Annotated in this window: 16 protein-coding genes; 1 reads left to right on the top strand and 15 read right to left on the bottom strand. The window is 58.4% G+C overall.

Annotated elements, in window-relative coordinates:
• Window positions 1–4 precede the first annotated feature (4 nt).
• The 13 genes from GHN86_RS18750 to flgB form a co-directional block, all read right to left on the bottom strand.
• Window positions 5–739: an SDR family NAD(P)-dependent oxidoreductase gene (locus tag GHN86_RS18750; protein ID WP_153387105.1), complete on the bottom strand. Its 735-nt coding sequence runs from the start codon at window positions 737–739 to the stop codon at window positions 5–7.
• A 209-nt stretch (window positions 740–948) separates the two neighbouring features.
• Window positions 949–1,998, bottom strand: a complete 1,050-nt coding sequence (locus GHN86_RS18745) for a hypothetical protein (RefSeq protein WP_153379486.1) — start codon at window positions 1,996–1,998, stop codon at window positions 949–951.
• Window positions 1,999–2,012: 14 nt separating this feature from the next.
• Complete coding sequence (gene flgL / locus GHN86_RS18740) at window positions 2,013–2,918, bottom strand: flagellar hook-associated protein FlgL (RefSeq protein WP_153379488.1); 906 nt, start codon at window positions 2,916–2,918, stop codon at window positions 2,013–2,015.
• Between the two features lie 24 nt (window positions 2,919–2,942).
• On the bottom strand, window positions 2,943–4,307 hold the full coding sequence (gene flgK, locus GHN86_RS18735; protein WP_323369369.1) for a flagellar hook-associated protein FlgK: 1,365 nt from the start codon (window positions 4,305–4,307) through the stop codon (window positions 2,943–2,945).
• Window positions 4,304–5,344 carry a transglycosylase SLT domain-containing protein gene (locus GHN86_RS18730; protein WP_153379489.1) on the bottom strand — a complete coding sequence of 347 codons (1,041 nt, stop codon included), beginning with the start codon at window positions 5,342–5,344 and terminating at the stop codon, window positions 4,304–4,306. Before GHN86_RS18730 ends, flgK begins: the two co-directional genes overlap by 4 nt.
• 12 nt (window positions 5,345–5,356) lie before the next feature.
• Entirely contained in the window at window positions 5,357–6,460 is a 1,104-nt protein-coding gene (locus tag GHN86_RS18725; RefSeq protein ID WP_153379492.1) for a flagellar basal body P-ring protein FlgI, read from the bottom strand.
• Between the two features lie 15 nt (window positions 6,461–6,475).
• Window positions 6,476–7,138 (bottom strand): flagellar basal body L-ring protein FlgH, encoded by a 663-nt coding sequence (flgH, locus tag GHN86_RS18720; RefSeq protein WP_153379494.1) that lies wholly within the window; start codon window positions 7,136–7,138, stop codon window positions 6,476–6,478.
• Window positions 7,139–7,146: 8 nt separating this feature from the next.
• A complete protein-coding gene (flgG, locus tag GHN86_RS18715) occupies window positions 7,147–7,932 on the bottom strand; it encodes a flagellar basal-body rod protein FlgG (RefSeq protein WP_153379496.1) in 786 nt (261 codons plus the stop codon).
• A gap of 19 nt (window positions 7,933–7,951) precedes the next feature.
• Entirely contained in the window at window positions 7,952–8,677 is a 726-nt protein-coding gene (locus GHN86_RS18710; RefSeq protein ID WP_153379498.1) for a flagellar basal body rod protein FlgF, read from the bottom strand.
• A 9-nt stretch (window positions 8,678–8,686) separates the two neighbouring features.
• Complete coding sequence (gene flgE / locus GHN86_RS18705; RefSeq protein WP_153379500.1) at window positions 8,687–9,874, bottom strand: flagellar hook protein FlgE; 1,188 nt, start codon at window positions 9,872–9,874, stop codon at window positions 8,687–8,689.
• Window positions 9,864–10,595, bottom strand: a complete 732-nt coding sequence (locus GHN86_RS18700) for a flagellar hook capping FlgD N-terminal domain-containing protein (RefSeq protein WP_153379502.1) — start codon at window positions 10,593–10,595, stop codon at window positions 9,864–9,866. The genes flgE and GHN86_RS18700 overlap by 11 nt, the downstream gene beginning before the upstream one ends.
• Window positions 10,595–11,023, bottom strand: coding sequence for a flagellar basal body rod protein FlgC (flgC, locus tag GHN86_RS18695; protein WP_153379504.1), 429 nt, complete (start codon window positions 11,021–11,023; stop codon window positions 10,595–10,597). Before flgC ends, GHN86_RS18700 begins: the two co-directional genes overlap by 1 nt.
• Window positions 11,024–11,028: 5 nt before the next feature.
• On the bottom strand, window positions 11,029–11,385 hold the full coding sequence (gene flgB, locus GHN86_RS18690; RefSeq protein ID WP_153379506.1) for a flagellar basal body rod protein FlgB: 357 nt from the start codon (window positions 11,383–11,385) through the stop codon (window positions 11,029–11,031).
• Between the two features lie 229 nt (window positions 11,386–11,614).
• On the opposite strand from flgB, the gene flgA reads away from it, so the two are divergent.
• The gene (gene flgA, locus GHN86_RS18685) at window positions 11,615–12,280 is read left to right on the top strand and encodes a flagellar basal body P-ring formation chaperone FlgA (RefSeq protein ID WP_194286231.1); all 666 of its coding nucleotides are present in this window, start codon (window positions 11,615–11,617) and stop codon (window positions 12,278–12,280) included.
• Between the two features lie 218 nt (window positions 12,281–12,498).
• On the opposite strand, the gene GHN86_RS18680 is transcribed toward flgA, so the two are convergent.
• Window positions 12,499–16,014, bottom strand: a complete 3,516-nt coding sequence (locus GHN86_RS18680) for a glycosyltransferase (RefSeq protein ID WP_153387103.1) — start codon at window positions 16,012–16,014, stop codon at window positions 12,499–12,501.
• Window positions 16,014–16,658 (bottom strand): acetyltransferase, encoded by a 645-nt coding sequence (locus tag GHN86_RS18675; protein ID WP_153379512.1) that lies wholly within the window; start codon window positions 16,656–16,658, stop codon window positions 16,014–16,016. The genes GHN86_RS18680 and GHN86_RS18675 overlap by 1 nt, the downstream gene beginning before the upstream one ends.
• Window positions 16,659–16,875 lie beyond the last annotated feature (217 nt).

Below are 16,875 nucleotides of genomic sequence, written 5' to 3'. Positions count from 1 at the left end.
GCGCTTAGATAAAGGCCATGCCGCCGTTGACCGCGAGGTTTTGCCCGGTGATAAAACTGGCGTCATCACTGGCCAAAAAGGCCGCAACGCGAGCGATTTCATCGGTTTCACCCATGCGGCCCAATGGAATGGCCTTGAGCATGCTTTGCATCCAGTCTTCGGGGATGTCGGCCATCATTGGCGTGTTGGTCGGGCCAGGCACAATGGTGTTGACGCGAATGCCATTGCTGCCCAGTTCCCGGGCCATGCTGCGGGTAAGCCCCATCACTCCGGCCTTGGCCGCGCAGTAATGGCTTGGGCCTTCGCCGGTGACGGCGGCGGTGCTGGAGATATTGATAATGACGCCGGGCGTGGCGGCCTTGAGCATCAGCTTGACCGCTTCGCGACTACAGAAGAACGTGCCGGTAAGGTTGACGCCGATGACGCGTTGCCAGTGTTCGTCCGGGGTGTCTGCGAAGGCATCGATGGAACCGATACCGGCATTGTTGACGACCACATCAAGGCTGCCGAAACGCTCCTGTACGGTGGCCATCGCGGTCGCGACCGAGTCACTGTCGGCTACGTTGCAGCTCACGGCCAGCGCCTTGTCGCCCAGCCCTTCGATGGTTTGGCGAGCGGCTTCAAGATTGATATCGGCCGCAACCACTGTTGCGCCCTGCTCGGCGAAATGCCGCACAATCGCCCGCCCCATGCCTTGCCCAGCCCCTGTCACGAACGCCACTTTATTCAGCAACTTCATAAAAAACCTCCCACCAGCCAGAGTGCGCCCCGCTCTTTAGGTGAGCGGTGTATGGGAGCAATCATTGACTGGGGGGAAAAGCTGAACATCGTCCGATAAGACTAAGCACTGGATTGCCCAGGGCATAAGCGAAGGTAAGGTTGAAAGGACACAGGGGAGGAACGAGGGCTGCGATGGGGGCAATGGCATCAACACCCTTCAATCGAGGTTTACACCCCTGACATCAACCCATACACAGTAGGCCGTGAAATATTCGCCTGACAGCGAACCACCTGCGCCACGCGGGCGTAATCACGGCCCTGCCCGGCCTTGAGGCTGAACACTCGTCCGGTAAAGTCATGGGCCCAGCGCTTTTCCTCCTGACTTTCATGGCGCCCAAGCTGAGCCATCAACTGCGACTGACGCGCGTTCAATTGTTCAAGCACGTCCTCGATTTTTACCAACCCCTTGTCAAGGGTTTCATGCAGCTCGCGCAGGGGGCCATGCTCAGCGGTGACAGGCACCACCAGGGGGGTGCCCAGAAGGTTGTCCTCTCGGGTTTCAACACGGGTAAAACCGGATTTGGCGAAGAGTTTATCTTCACCCTGTATGGACAGCTGGTCTTTGAGTCGCTGCCACTGACTGTCCACCGCCGAAAACCGCAGAGCCTCCTGAGCATTGACTTCAACATGCAACCCCGCTTGAGCCAGGCTGGCATTAAAACGTTGCAACAACTGGCGCTCACTCATGCCGTCATCCAGCACCACGGCAATGGGACCAGGCAGATGCCTGCCGGCATTGAACAGCAACGCCTCACTGCCGGAGGCCAGCACGCGGTGCAGTGACTCAAGCCCCTTGATGCTGAAACGGCTGCGCAACGGCGCTTGCAGGCTGAGGTTCAACTCGCCATCCAGACTGGCCGACGACAGGCGGCTGCGCTGATCGAGCAAATCATTAAGGCGAGCAACCGAACGGCCAATCACCTCAAGATCAGGGGCCACCTGTTTAGACGGGGCGGCCAGACTGCGGCCCACGTCGCGCTTCAACCCAGTCATGTGTTCGGCCACTTCACTCAGGTAAAAGTGAGCGGATTGCAAGGCCGAGGACTGACGATTTAATTGCAGGCTCAGCTCAGCCAGCTTGCCCGCCTGACGGGGCGCACCGCCTTGCGCGAGCGGAACGCGCTCGCGTCGCAGTGCTGTGGTGTCACGCAACTGGGCCTGCGCTCGCACGCCCACGTCATAGGCCGCAAGGTTTGAGCGCTCGTTGACAACTTTCATGACTGACCTTCCGCTTACATCAGGTCAAACAGCGAAATGGTTGCCATGCGGCTATAGACTTTCTGGCTGGCCTGCATCGACAGCTCATACGCTTGCACTGCAAGGAAGGCGCCGCCCATGTCGAGTTGGGACAGGTCGCCCTGTACTTTCTGGTTGGCCAGGGACACGTCGGCATTGCTTTCGGCAAGCAGGGTCAGGGTATTTTGGCGCCCCCCCATGTCGGTCATTGCACCCATCATGTGGCCGTGGGTCACATCAAGTTGCTCCAGCGTGTCTTTGAGTTGCTGACGGGTGGCCGGGTCGTTGGGGGCATTTTTCAGGCTGTCGACCAGGCTGTGCAAGTCATTGAGGAAGTCCGCATCAGCGCCGAGCATCTGCTGGGCCGTCACGTTATCCCCGATCAGCACACCATTGCCGACCACGGCCTGACGCTCTTCATTGTTGCCCGTCATGGTATAGGTGCCCGTGGCCGGGTCAAAAGTCACGGCAGGCACATCGTTGCGTGTGCCGGAAAACACATAGTTCCCGGCTTCGTCCCTGGCGTTGAAATAACTGACCAGACTGTCTTCAAGACTGGACAGCTGGGTGGCGATGGCCGACAGGTCCTCAGGGCTATTGCTGTCATTACCCGCCCACAGCAGCAGGTCACGAATACTGCCCATGGCATCAGAGCCTGACTGCACATAGGTCTCTTGCAATTTTAGGTTGTCCGACACTTTTCCAATGTTTTCGTTGTACTGCCCCAAGCTCGCTTGCTCACGCTGGATGAGCATCAGACGGGCGCTGGCAATCGGATCGTCAGAGGGTTTCTGAATGCGCAAGCCACTGCCGATTTGTGCTTGCAGCTGGGCAATGGCCTGGCTATTGCGGTTCATGTTGTTGTGCATCATTGCACTGGTTTGCGCGTTGCTGATTCGCATAGGGGTACGCCTTGTGGCCGGGGTTTAAACGGAAGCCAGAATGGTGTCAAACAACTCATTGGCCGTTTGCACGACTTTCATGTTGGCCTGCAACGCTTTGTTGTATTCCATGATCATTTGCGCCTCTTCGGTGTCACTGACGGCACTCACCGCATCGCGCTGACGTTGGGCTTCAACCGTCACAGCGGTGGCCGAGGTGAGGTCAGCCTGATTTTGCCGACTGGCACTGGCCACGTCCCCCAGCATCCCGCTGTAGGCTTCGCTGAGGGTCACTTCACTGCCGCCAATGGTGACTTTCTTGTTTTTCAACTCGATCAGGGCCAGCAGCACCTGGTTGTTGCCGTTGTCACCGGGCACACCGGAAAACGCCAACTCTTCGGGCGTCACGTCATTCATTTGCAGCAGGTTGCTGCTGCCCGCATTGAACGTCAGTAAGGGTTTACCAGGATTGCCATTGAGGTCGTAGCCGGTGGCCAGAGTGTCATTGATCATCCGGGTCAGCTCTTCGGCCATGTCCACCAGGTTTTCGCGGGCAGGCAGCAAGTTGTTATGTTCAACGTCATACAGCCCGCCAAATGAACCGCCCAGACTGTCCTGGCGGAGCGGAAACGTATTGCCGGCAAAACTCAACGAGACTTCCTGCTCCCCCGCCGCGTTGGTGGTGATGGACAGCTGGCCAGCCGTGCTGCCCGAGACCAGCGGCTGGCCATTGTTGAGGGAAATGGTCAGCGAACCGTCGCGGGCTTCGTGTACCCGCACATCGGTGAATTTGCTCAGTTCGCCTACCAGCAACTCGCGTTGATCGCGCAAGGCTGAACTGTCGCCGCCAGTGGACTCGGCTTCGACGATTTTTTTGTTGAGCAACGCCAGGTTGTTGGCCAGACCATTGATCTCGGTGCCCATGGCCGTGCGCTGTGCATGCAGGGCATCGAGCTGGCTGTTGATGCTGCTGTTGAGGCCATTGAAACGCTGGGTCAGGTTGCGCATTTCAGACAGTACTTGCTGACGTTGCGGAATGTCGCCGGGGCTGTCGCTGGCGGCACTCAATGCCGCGTAGAAGTTATCCAGACCGGTGCTGATGTTCGAGCCCTCGCCTCCCATGACACCCTCAAGAGAGCTGAGATAATCTTGCCCGGCCTGGTAATACTGCATGTCAGTGGTGGCCCGCCACAGTTGCTGGGTTTTGAAATCGTCGCTCATGCGCCGCACGTTGGTGACAGCGACACCGCCGCCGACCTGTTGATTGCTGGTGCCGGACAGCGAGCCCAACTGTACGGTCAAACGGCTATAGCCGGGGGTGAACATGTTGGCAACGTTCTGCGCCGAGGTGTTGAGCGCAATTTGCGCGGCATTCATTCCGGAATAACCAATCTGGCTCATAAAACTCACGATTCAATCTCCTTGCGCACCAGACGCATGTTCGGGGCAAATGCCGCAGAACTGAATGCAGCCGCCGTGCTGATAGTGGAAGTAGCAACTTGATCTTCTAAAGCGACTGGATCGGGCAAGGGCTTAAGGCCGATTGTCTTCATGGGCAAATCAGCGCGGGCTGGCGGCATGACTGCGGCCGCCAGAGGGACTGCTGCCGGCTCAAGATCCGCCAGAATCGAGCGGGTGTAGTTGCGCGTTTCTGCGAACGGAATGCGCTCCACCCACTGGCTGACGCTGATCGGGCCCCGTCGCGGGTCGCCGTTGACCTTCAGCCATTCATCCACCCGCCCCGGCCCGGCGTTATAGGCGGCTACGGCAAGCACCGTAGCGCCCTCGTAGCGCTTGATCAGTTTGTCCAGATAGGCGACGCCCAAGCGCTTGTTGTAAGCGCCGTCGGTGATCAGGCGCTGCTCGCTGTATTCCACGTTCAGTTCATGGGCCATTTCTCGCGCGGTGTCCGGCATCAACTGCATCAGCCCGCGCGCGCCTTTGGACGATACCGCCGCAACCTGCCCGGCGGACTCATGGGCGATCACCCGCTCAACCAGTGCCATGAGTGCGGCGGCACCCCGGGTGACGGTGGCGACGCCGCGCTGCCAGGTGTTCACAATCGGGGTCAACAGGCTGTCGGCCATCGGTGGTGCGGCAGGGGCTGGTGGCATGTCCCGATGCCCGGCGTGCACAGAGTCCGCAGCAGCGGCTTCGCCCCGCGACAACTGTTTGACCAGCAGGTCGGCGATGCCCGTTTGCCGATGTGTGGCCAAGGTTTGCGCCATGGCTTCATCATGCATCTCGCGCAGGGTATCGCCTTGTCGGCTGCGCATTGAGCTGCCTTCTGACAACACGTCGCCCGCCTTGCGCATTTGTTTGAGCATTTGCTGCAAGAACATCGCTTCAAACTGCTCGGCAGCGTCTTCTAGCCGGGCTTGGCGCACGATGGCAATGTCTTGAGGGGATGCAGGCTGAGGCTTGGGTGTGGCAGGAGGGATGCTCATGGTCAATGGGCCTTAAATCACGATCAGTTCAGCGTTCAGGGCACCGGCGGTTTCGAGCGCCTGAAGAATGCTCATTACATCATCCGGGGTGGCCCCCAGGCTGTTGACGGTTTTGATGATGCTTTGTAAATCGGCACCGTCAGGCCAGGCAAACATCGGGTTGCGCTGTTGATTGACGGAGACATCCGAACGCGGCACCACCGCCGTTTCACCACCCGAGAATGCACCGGGCTGACTGACTTGCGGGGTTTCGCTGATCGTCACGGCCAGGTTGCCGTGGCTCACAGCGGCCGCTTTGACACGCACGCCCTGGCCGACCACCACGGTGCCGGTACGGCTGTTGAACACCACCTTGGGCCGGGTTCGGCCTTCCTGCACGTCAATGGACTCAAGCAAGGCCATGTAGCTGATGCGCTGGTTGCTCGGCAACGGCGCACGCAACGACACTTGCGTCCCGCTCAAGGCGGTGGCGGTTCCGGGGCCGAACTGCTGGTTAACAGCTTGAGCTACGTGGCTGGCCGTCTGAAAACTGGGTTGGCGCAGGTTAAGCATGACCTCGCTGCGCTCACTGAAATCACTGGCAATCATGCGTTCGATGGTGGCGCCGTTGGCGATCAAACCGGTGTTGGCACTGTTGATCGAAACGCTGGAACCACTGCGCCCTTCTGCCTTTACCCCGCCCACCACCAGCGCGCCCTGCGCCAGGGCATACACTTCACCGTCCACGCCCAGTAACGGGGTCATGAGCAACTGCCCCCCGCGCAGGCTTTTCGCATCCCCCAGCGAAGACACGGTGACATCCACCGTTTGGCCGGGGCTGTAAGACGGCGGGATTGACGCCGTCACGGTGACCGCCGCGACGTTTTTGAGCTTGGGGTCCACATTGGGCGGCAAGTTGATGCCGAACTGTTTGATCAGGTTGGCCACTGACTGATTGGTGAACTTGACCTGACTTTTATCACCGCTGCCATCCAGCCCCACGACCAGGCCATAACCGATCACCTGATTGGCGCGAACCCCCTCAACGTCAACCAGATCCATCAAGGGGGTGGCTAGCAACGGCATGTGCGACAAGAGGCTATAGAGCGTCAACAGGGTTAACAGAGCGCAGCGCATAAATAAGCTTTCTACTCACAGGGGGAAAATGGGGTGGGTGAAAAAACGCGTCAACCAGCCCGCCGAATTACTGTCATTGAGCACACCCCGCCCGGCATAGGAAATCCGCGCATTGGCCACGCTTTGCGATGACACCTGGTTGTAGCGGTTGATGTCATCGAGGCGCACCAGCCCGGCCAGACGAATGAACTCGTCGCCCTGATTCAAGCGCAGTGATTTCTCACCTTTGACCAGCAACGTGCCGTTGGGCAGCACCTTGTGAACCGTCACGGCAATCGAGCCGCGCAACGTGTTTTGCTGCGAGCTTTTGGCCGATCCATTGAAGTCGCGCTCGGCATCTACCTGAGTTTCCAGACCGGAATAGGCTTTACCCAGCACGGTGGGCGTATCGATGCCGATGCTTGAGGATTTGCCAAAGCTGGTGCCCGCGCTTTTGCTCGACTGAGTCGACTCATCAAGGACGATGGTCAGAATGTCGCCGACCCGTAACGCGCGCTTGTCCTGATACAACGAGCCTGCGTAACCGGGCCGATAAAGCCCGCCACCCTTGGCAGGCGGCACGCTGTAATCCAGAGGTAAAGGCTCATAGGCGCTGGAGTCCTCGTCGGGCAATAACTCCGACAGGCTTTGGCAACCGGCAAGGGCCAGCCCCAGCGCGCACAGGATGAAATTACGCATTGAACTGCTCAGACCGTCTGATTAAGGAACTGCAACATGCCGGATGACGCATCCAACACTTTGGCATTGGCTTCATAAGCCCGCTGAATGGCCATCATCGAGACCATGGCCTCGACCACTTGAACATTTGATCCTTCCAGCTGACCCTGCTTGATAACACCTAAGCCATCCTCACCGGCGATGCCCTCGACAGGCTCCCCGCTGGCAACGGTTTCCTGATACAGGTTGCCGCCCAGCGCCTGCAACCCCGACGGGTTGGCGAAGTTGACCAGCATGATCTGGCCAATTTCGACCGGGCCTGCACCGCCCGGCAGTTCGGCGGTGACAATCCCGTCGGTGCCCACCTTGAAGTTTTTATGGCCCACCGGCAGTTCGATGGGCGGCGACAGAGGCAAGCCCTGCGTATTCACCAACATGCCCTCGGCATTGAGCTGTAACTGACCGCTTTCGGTGTAGTAAATATCGCCATTGGCGGACTCGACCTGAAAGAACCCTGGCCCGCTGATGGCCAGATCCATCGGTTGCCCGGTGGTTTGCGTGCTGCCTTCGGTGAAGACTTTTTGCGTACCCACCACCCGCACCCCGCTGCCCAACTGGATACCCGACGGCACCGTGTTGACCGCATCGGCCTGGGCGCCGGGCGGCACTTCAATGGTGTAGAACAAGTCTTCAAACACCACGCGATCGCTTTTGAAACCGGTGGTGTTGACGTTCGCCAGGTTATTGGCGACGGTGGACATGGCTTTGTCCTGGGCGGCAAGCCCGGTTTTGCTGATCCAGAGTGCAGAGCTCATGGGGTATGTCCTGTCAGTTTCAAACGCGAATCATGCTGTTACCCGCCGACGACAAGTCTTCGGCAGCTTTCATCATCTTGACCTGGGTTTCGAACAGCCGGCTCAGGCTCATGGTGCCCACCAACTGATCAATCGCCGAGACGTTGCTGGACTCCAGAAAGCCTGCGGCCAGCACGACGTTGTCGTCTGCCGCCGCCGGAGCGCCATCTAGCGTGACCAACAACCCGGCACTGTTTTTTTGCAATTGCCCGGCCGCGAGGTCGACACGTTTGATCTGGTCGACTTCAACCATCAGAGGTTCACCGCGGGGCAACACCGAAATCCGGCCATCGACCGCAATATGCACCGTGTCGAACTCCGGCAACTGAATCGGACCACCCTCGCCCAACACCGCGCGACCGTTGATGGTCAATTGCATGTCGGCATCCACCTGCAAACTGCCGTGGCGGGTATAGGCTTCGCCTTCATCGCCCTGAACGGCGATCAAACCGGCACCCTTGATGGCGAAATCCAGATCGCGGCCTGTGGCCATCAACGCACCCGGCGCCATGTTCACGCCGTTGCCTTGAACCCGGGTCAGGTGCCGGCTTTCATAGCCATAGCCTTGAACCGGCACACTCTCGGCCTGTTCAAGGTCGGCTCGAAAACCCGGCGTGTTGACATTGGCCAGGTTGTTGGAGCGCACACTCAGCGCGGTCATCGTTCGACTGGCGGCGGTCATTGCCGTATAGCCCAAGCGGTCCATGGGTCAGCCTCAGATAGCGTTAAACAGCACTTGGGTCAGTTCCTTGTCAGTGGACAGCACTTTGCTGTTCGCCTGATAGTTGCGCTGACCTTCCATAAGCCCGACCAATTGCTGGGTCATGTCGACGTTGGAGCTTTCCAGCGCCCCGGCCGTCAATTCGCCAAACAATCCGGTGCCCGGAGGCCCGATCAACGGGTTGCCAGACTCGCCGGTGGCACTCCAGCGCGTTGCGTCTTCGTTTTTCAGCCCGTTGGGATTAGCAAAGTTGGCCAGCACCACCTGCCCTTGCAGCAGCCGCTCGCCATTACTGTAGGTGGCGTAGACCATGCCGTCTTTCTCGACGGTCACGCCAGTGTTTTCACCTGCGGCATACCCGCTCGGGTCATTGGTCGTGACCACAAAGTCCGAGGCGCTCTGGGTGCTGCGGGTGTAGTCGATGTCGATGCTCATGGCCTCGACACCGGGCAAGGGGAACGAAATATTGACCGGGCCCAACGGCGTCACTAACCCCCCGCGTTCATCGAAGACCATCGGCTCAGGGCCACCGACGATGGTTTTGTCCACGGCGTAATGGACTTCCCAAGTGTTGTCCCCGGTTTTCACGAAATACTGGGTCAATGTGTGCTGTTTGCCCTGGGAGTCATACACCGCTGTGGTCTGGCTGTCGGTATAGGAGTCCAGATTGTCAGGATCGAACGGCGTGACCGTGACCGGCTCCTTGCCTGCATCCAGGTTGGTGACAAATTCAATCCCGTCAGTGGCCTTGGCGGGCAGATTGCCAGTCTGCAAACGCAGATCGCCCACCGTGCCGACCTGCAAGTTACCCGCCGCATCCACCGTATAGCCCTGCAAATACTGGCCGCTGGCGTCCACCAGATAGTTATCACTGTCTTTGCCAAAAGCACCGGCGCGGGTGTAGCTGATGTCGCCGCTGGCACTGCGGGTCACAAACAGTCCGCCGCCCGAGATGGCCAGGTTAAGGCTGTCGCCCGTGCCGACGTGGGCGCCGCCCAGGCTCATGCTCTGGGTATGGCCCAGTACGCTGACCCCCATGGCCTGAGTGCCCGAGTACAAACTGCCGAATTCGGTACGCGATGATTTGAAACCGGTGGTGCCCACGTTGGCGATGTTATGGCTGATGGTGTTGAGCTGTTCGGTCACAGCATTCAAACCGGTAAGTGCAATGTTAAAACTCATGGCGCGGGCCTTGTATAGATTGGCTGAGTGAGCGTTGCCCAGGGGTTTGCCCAGGCAGCATCAGGTTGCTGAACATTGAAGCTTCACTGAATTCAGTAATTTCATAGAACGGCACATCACCCACACCGGCGATGTTCAACACCGGCCCGTCACTGCTCAGGCGCACGTTGTTGACCTTGCCCTTGGCCTCCACGACAAAGGTCTCGTCCGTATTGGATTTGACCTCAATCTCATACTTGCCGGGCTTGAGCCCCAGCGCTACAGGGTCAATTTCGAACTCCACCCGGCCCGGCCCACTGGCAGGCAAGGCAATTTCGGTCTTTACACCGTTTTCATCGGTGAGGGTCACCATCAACTCATTGGCGCTGTGTTCCAGTTCAATCTGGGCCTCGACCTTCTGGTCAGTAAGGTCCAGCTCTTCGACCCGAACCTTGACCATCTGTCCCACCAGGCTGGCAGCGCTGAGGTATTGCAGGTTCTCCAGCAACACCATGTTGTTTTGCGTCAAGGCCGACATTTTTTCCAGGCTCTGAACCTGAGACATGGATGCGAACTGGCTCAGGAACTCGCTGCTGTCCACCGGCTTGGTCGGGTCCTGATTGCGAATTTGCGCCACCATCAACTGAATGAAGGTGTTCTGGATTTCATCGGCGTCAGAGTTGCCATTGACCTGATCACCGGGTGGCGGCGTACTGCGCGTGTCGTTCTGGATCTGGCTCATCAGGCTTCTCCCAGTTTCAGCAGCCCTTGCTGCATGCTTTTGATCCGGTTGAGGACTTCGACCCCCGTTTCGAAACTGCGGGTGGCCGACATCATGTCGGTCATTTCTTCGATCTCGTTCACGTCGGGATAGAACACATGGCCACTGCGGTCGGCCAAGGGGTGGTCAGGTTCATAGCGTTTGTGCGGCTCGCGGCCGGAGGCAACGACATCCAGCACCTGAACATGCGCCCCGCCCATGCCGACACCGCGTGTCAACTGGTCGTTGCCATACAGGGCGGCAAATACCGGTTTGCGCGACTGGTAAACATCCCCGGCATTGCCCGCCGCCGAGTCGGCATTGGCGAGGTTGCTGGCCACCGTGTTCAAGCGTACGGTTTGAGCATTCATCGCAGAGCCGGCAATTTTGTAAATAGCGTCAAAAGCCATAATGATCAGCGTCCTTCGATGGCCTGTTTGAGGCCTCGAAATTTCATGGAAAGAAACGTCAGACTGGTTTGAAAGTCCGCTGCACTTTTGGCAAAGGCGGCCTGTTCCACACTCAACTCCACTGTGTTGCCGTCCTGAGAAGGCTGGGCGGGCACCCGGTACTTCAGTTCAGCGCCGAACCCTTCAGCGAGCGAAGGTGACGATCCGTGCCGGCGCATCTCGCCGGCAAAATCCAGATCCCGCGCCTGAAACCCGGGCGTGTCTTCATTGGCCAGGTTGGCTGCCAGAATCTCACTGCGCTGCATATGCAAACCCAGTGCGCGCATGTGCACCCCCATCGCGTCTTCTATCCGTATACTCATTGCCCGACACCTTTGATCAATGTTCAGCTCGCAAGCATGATTTGCAGGAACCGTGCCCGGTTTCCGAAACCATTCCAGTCCATTGATTTCAAAGGCTTTTATGAACAAAAGAGACTGCTCTGATGCCGTATCACTTCCGCCTTTAGGGCGGTGCGCCCAACGATGCGGAAACGGGATTTCCGCTTTCGCTGCGATCAGTTTGATCGCCCTGTTGCTGAGGCCCGAAGCCGTGAGTGCGGACGACACATTCAGCGCCCAAATTAACGACGCCGTTCATCGCTACTTCACCCAGCGACTCAGCGAAAAGGCCTCTGCTGAAGCGTGGAATGGACTGCGATTCACGCATAAAGTGTTTGCATTGCCCGCCGACTTGCCGCAACGAGCCTGCCCGCAACCGTTGCAGGTTGAGACCGAACAACAGCCTTCATCGGTGCTGGGTCGCAAGCGAGTACGCCTGACGTGCGTCGGGCAACCCGATTCATCCATCACCGTTACAGCTCAGGCAACGGTATTCATCAGGGCCGTAGTGGCGACTCAAATTCTTGAACGTGAAGAGCCCATCACCGGGGCCATGCTGGCAGTGCGCGAAGTCTCGCTGGGCAAGCAGGATCAGGCGTATTTCAACCGGATCAATCAGGTCGAGGGTTTGAGTGCCAAGCGTCGAATTCGCGCCGATCAGGCGCTGACTCAGGAGATGTTGACCTCACCCTGGCTGGTGCGTCGTGGAGAGCGAGTGGTCATGCAGGCGCGCCATGGCGCCATACAGGCGAACACCGATGGAGAGGCGCTGGCTGATGGCCGCAAGGGCGACGTTATTCGGGTAAAAAACGTGACCAGCGGCAAGGTCATTGAAGCTCAAGTAACGGGTACCGGAGTGGTGAGCAGTACGTTTTAACCTGTGAAACGTTGACCTGTAGCCGCTGCCGAATGCTGCGATCGAGCGCGAAGCGTTCGCACAATGGGACGCCTCGGCAGGTCAGGATTTACGACGGCTTCGCCGCCGATCGCAGCCTCGCGGAGCTCGTCAGCTGCTACAGGGATTCCCCCCCGTAGCAGTTGACGAGTTGTGCGAGGCTACGTTCGACGATGCAATCGTCGCAGAGCGCCCAAGCCCTACACCCGCCAGGCCCTGCGCCATTGCTCACGGCCGATCTCATCAAGCATCCAGTCCTGGCGCACCCGTTCACGCAAGGCATCTCCAGCCCGCTCAGTCGCATCAAGGTCATTGATATGCATGCGAATGGCATCCACCCAGTCACGAAAGCGATTCCTGACCCGCGTGACCGGCAAATCCCCGCGAAAGGTCACACTGTCACTGCACACCACCGCATATCCACACATGCCGTATTCCAACAGCCGCAAATTGCTTTTGCAGGTGTTGAACAGGTTATCTTCCAACGGGGCCACTGCCAGATCCAGATTAAGCCGGGCCAGCGCCGCCGGGTACAGATCAATCCGTACGCCGGGGTGAAACTCCCTCACATAAGGACGCAGCCGGTCTGGGCACATGCCCATAAACACCCAGTCCACCTCATCTGCCAGCGCCTTGATCACGTCCACGATCATTTCCAGGTCGCCCGTATGTCCTGCGCCGCCTGCCCAGCCGACCCTTGGCTTGGTTGACGTTCTTCGCGCACTGACAGGCAGCTCACCCCACCAGCCAGTGTCCAGGCGATTGTTTACAACCACAATGTCGTGATGAAAACCGCTCAACGCTTCCGCCAACGCCTCTGTGGATACAACGAAACGATCCACATAAGACAACCCTCTACGCAGCGAGCGCATCACATCTTTGGGCATTTGGGCCTTGTGCACACTTTTGACAGGCAGATTGGGTAAATAGTCGTCCAGCTCATACACCTTGAAGGCACGACTGAATGCACTGATCTGCCGCGCTGCTGCCAGATCGGCCTCCCTGAGAGGACGTTGCATGATCAGCGTGTCCGGCGCATAACGCTCAAGGTGCAACACGCTCGGCACGCCAAACGTCAAGGCGCCGTCAACCACCCCTTCACGCTTGAGGGCATTCAATGGCTGAATGACCCGATAGTGACCGCAACCGTGCACATCACAGGGCTGCGCGAGAATCACCGGCATAGGTTTCCAGGCCAAAGGTCGCCACGACAACTGGGCATCGGCCAGTTTGAAACCGCCGGCATCGTTCAATGACAAATTCTGGTTATAGGCAGGATCGCTGGTCAAAAATTCGGCCCAGCGCTGTTGAAAGACTTCGCGCACAGCGTCCGGGATCGCTGGCTGTGCAACGTCGTTGATGATCGCCGCATGGGGTGTCCATACGTTCAAGTAACCCAACTGCCCCACCCGCAAGCACAGATCGACATCGGCACCACCCTGCGCAAAAGCCTGCAGGTCCAACCCGCCTACGTCATCGAACACCGCTTTGCGAATCAATAAGCAGACATCCGACACCGCGCTGTAGTTTTGGTCCACCCACAAACGGTTCATATAGCCCGGCGAGTTTATGGACTGCCCGACAAAGGCATGGCCGGCATGACCCTCAAGACCGAGGATAATCCCACCATGCGTGATTTTGCGTGAGGTCGATATCGCCTTGGCACCGACAACACCGACTTCCGGCCGCTGCCCATGATTGAGCAGCTCATCAAGCCATTGCCTTTGCATGAGCACCGTATTTGCTCGCAGCAGCAACAGATAATCGCCCCGCGCCTGCGCGGCTGCCAGGTTAATGGCCGCCGCGTGCGTCAGCGGCCGAGGCGCAGGGATGACCTGCAATCGATCCCCCATCAGCGCCTTGATGCCCTGCAACCATAGCGGTGCGTCCGGATGAGCGCAGGCATTGTCGACCAGCACCACCTCGTAATTCGGGTATTGGGTGTATTCCATCAGGCTGATCAGGCAGCGCTGAATGGCCTCCAGATCCGTTGCCAACACCAGCACCACCGATACACGGGGTTGTAGCGGGTGACCATAGGCAATTTTGAAATGCCCTTGCCGTGGGGTCGTCAACACCGCCTGCTCATACCCGCGTGCCTGCAAATGCTTCATCAACGCCGCAGCCAGATGAGGACTGTCGGGCAGACAAGGGATCTGATTGATGACCAATGGCTCACTGACATGACCGAACCCGACCAAACCATGCTGATCAATCATGCGCAGAATCAATTCAAACTCGAGTGCGCCCGCGTATTCAGGATTGAAGCCACCCGCGACTCGCACTGCCTCACAACGCAACAACCAATTACGCGCCAGGATGCCCGGCAAACTGAGCAGGTAATCCAGATTGAAGTCGGGGCGCAAGGCCACACTCAACTCACCTTCAGCCCCCTGCACCCACGCATCGCCATAAATGGCCCGGCAATCCGGATCATCCAGCAGTTCCAGGCCGCCTATCAACAGGCCGCAGGGTGTCAGGAGATCACCCGCGTCTATCAGCATCAGCCAAACGCACTGAGTGTGCTCAATAACCGTGTTGATCTGGGCGATAAAATCCGGCGGCTGACACTCGAAATACTCAACGTCAGCGTGCATCGACTCCCGGCAAATCCGGGGACTTATCACATATCCTTGCGCCGCCCCATAGCGTTTACGCACGCATTCCAGGCTGTCGAGCGTCGTCTCAACCGCTTGCACATCGCCCGAGCGGTCCAGCACCACAATAGCTATGCCCGGCCCACCGTTGTAATGCGCCAATCGCTCATCGACAAGCCGAGCCTGCAAAGGGCTGAGCACCCGTGCCGCCCTCCAGTCACGCTGCCGAGCTTGACTGATCACATCCTCACGGATTTCCATCAATCGTTGATAAATGTCCACCGATTCAACGCTGTCAGCGCATCCTAGCGCGGCCACCCGCACCCGCCGTGTACCGGATGTTTCCTGGTACCAGCCCAGCGCCCGAATCTGCTCACGAAAGATGTCATGCCCCTGATTTCCAATGCCCGGCAGGTCGCGGCCTTGCTGACTGAATTGCTCACTTGAAACCCGGAACATGCACAGCGGTTTGGCCAACAGCGCAAGATTGCCTTTTTGTAAAAGCTTTACGTAAAGACTCAGGTCACCTACCCAGTCAATCCCGTGGCCATTGAGCGACATCAACTGATCACCGAACGCCATCAGGTCATCCCGGCGACATAACACACAACTGGGCTCGCCAATAAAGTTCAGCGTGTGATCGACCAACCAGGACACCAGTTCTTTGCCATTAAGCTGCACATCCATCGGGAACAACGGTGTCGTGGCCAGAATATCGGGCATGGGCTGCCCCTCACTGTCGATACGGGTGCGCCGCGACGAGGCCATTGAAATGCCGGGGTTATCCTCCATCACAGCGACCAACTGCTCTACACAATCGGGATGTAAAACATCATCGTCATGAAGAAACTTGACGTAATGCCCGCGTGCCAACCGAATGCACTCGACGGTGTTATGCAGTTCAAACAAGGCGTTCGGGTTACGTTGGTAGCGGATTGGAATAGCCGTTGTTTCAGCAACCCGCTCCACGACACTGGCGATCAACGGGCTTGCACTGTCGTCGCACACGACTATTTCCAGAGCTTCGTAGGTTTGCTGGCAAGCACTGAGCAGCGCGGTTTCAAACCAGGTCGGTTTATAGGCGGGAATGACAACACTGACGAGTGGGCGAGCAGGCATCAGTTCGTTCCTTTTTTGATAAACACAACGCTGGCTGGATTGCCCACCATGGTTGCGCCTGCCGGCACATCGCGCAGCACTACGGCGCCCATGCCAATCACGGCGTCATCGCCCACGGTGATGTTGCGTGCCAGCAGTGCGCCGGAATGGATAACGACGCCATGGCCAATGGTGACGTAGCCCGCAATGACACAGCGAGGGCTGATGTGGACGTAATCGCCGATGGTCACGTCGTGGCCGACGAGGGTTTGCTGCTCAATGAAGCCATGATCGCCCACACGGCAATCCACCCCGAAGCTGACGTCATAACCAAAGAAGGTCGCGCCGTGGCTGGTGCGTAAATCCAATTGGCAGCGTGTGCGTATGGAGATGAAGTGTGCGCCTTTGGCTACCAAGGGTTCGACTTGCAGTCGGCGGCTGGCAGGATTGCCCACCGCACTGATAAACACATGCTGTGGTTGAGGGCAGAATGTGTGGGGATAGCCCAGCCAGGGGAAAGCGCTGTTGGCGGCTATGGCGTCAGGGCCACGTTCGTCCAGAAAGCCTGCGATTAGCCATTGGGTTCCATGGGCGAGGTCGGCGGCCAGTTGGGTCAGGGCCTGACGCCCTAACCCGCCGCCGCCCACGATGATCAGTTGCTTCATGTTCACTCCTGAAATGGCCCACGAGTACCGAGCCGGCGATACGGTGTTTTTTATCTATTTGTTTTTTGCTGTTTGCTGTTTGCTGTTTGCTGTTGCATTAGGCGTCATCACTGTTGCCACCTAAACAGTGGGAACGACACGAGGCCCCTCACAGGAGGCTGAGCGCAGGTGCTGTTATGGGGGTGGCGAGGCAGGACGCCGAGCCAGCCGCGATCGG

It is taken from the genome of Pseudomonas helleri (assembly GCF_009600315.1).
In the GTDB taxonomy this organism is placed as follows: Bacteria; Pseudomonadota; Gammaproteobacteria; order Pseudomonadales; family Pseudomonadaceae; genus Aquipseudomonas; species Aquipseudomonas helleri_A.
This window is presented reverse-complemented; position numbering and strand designations above follow the sequence as displayed.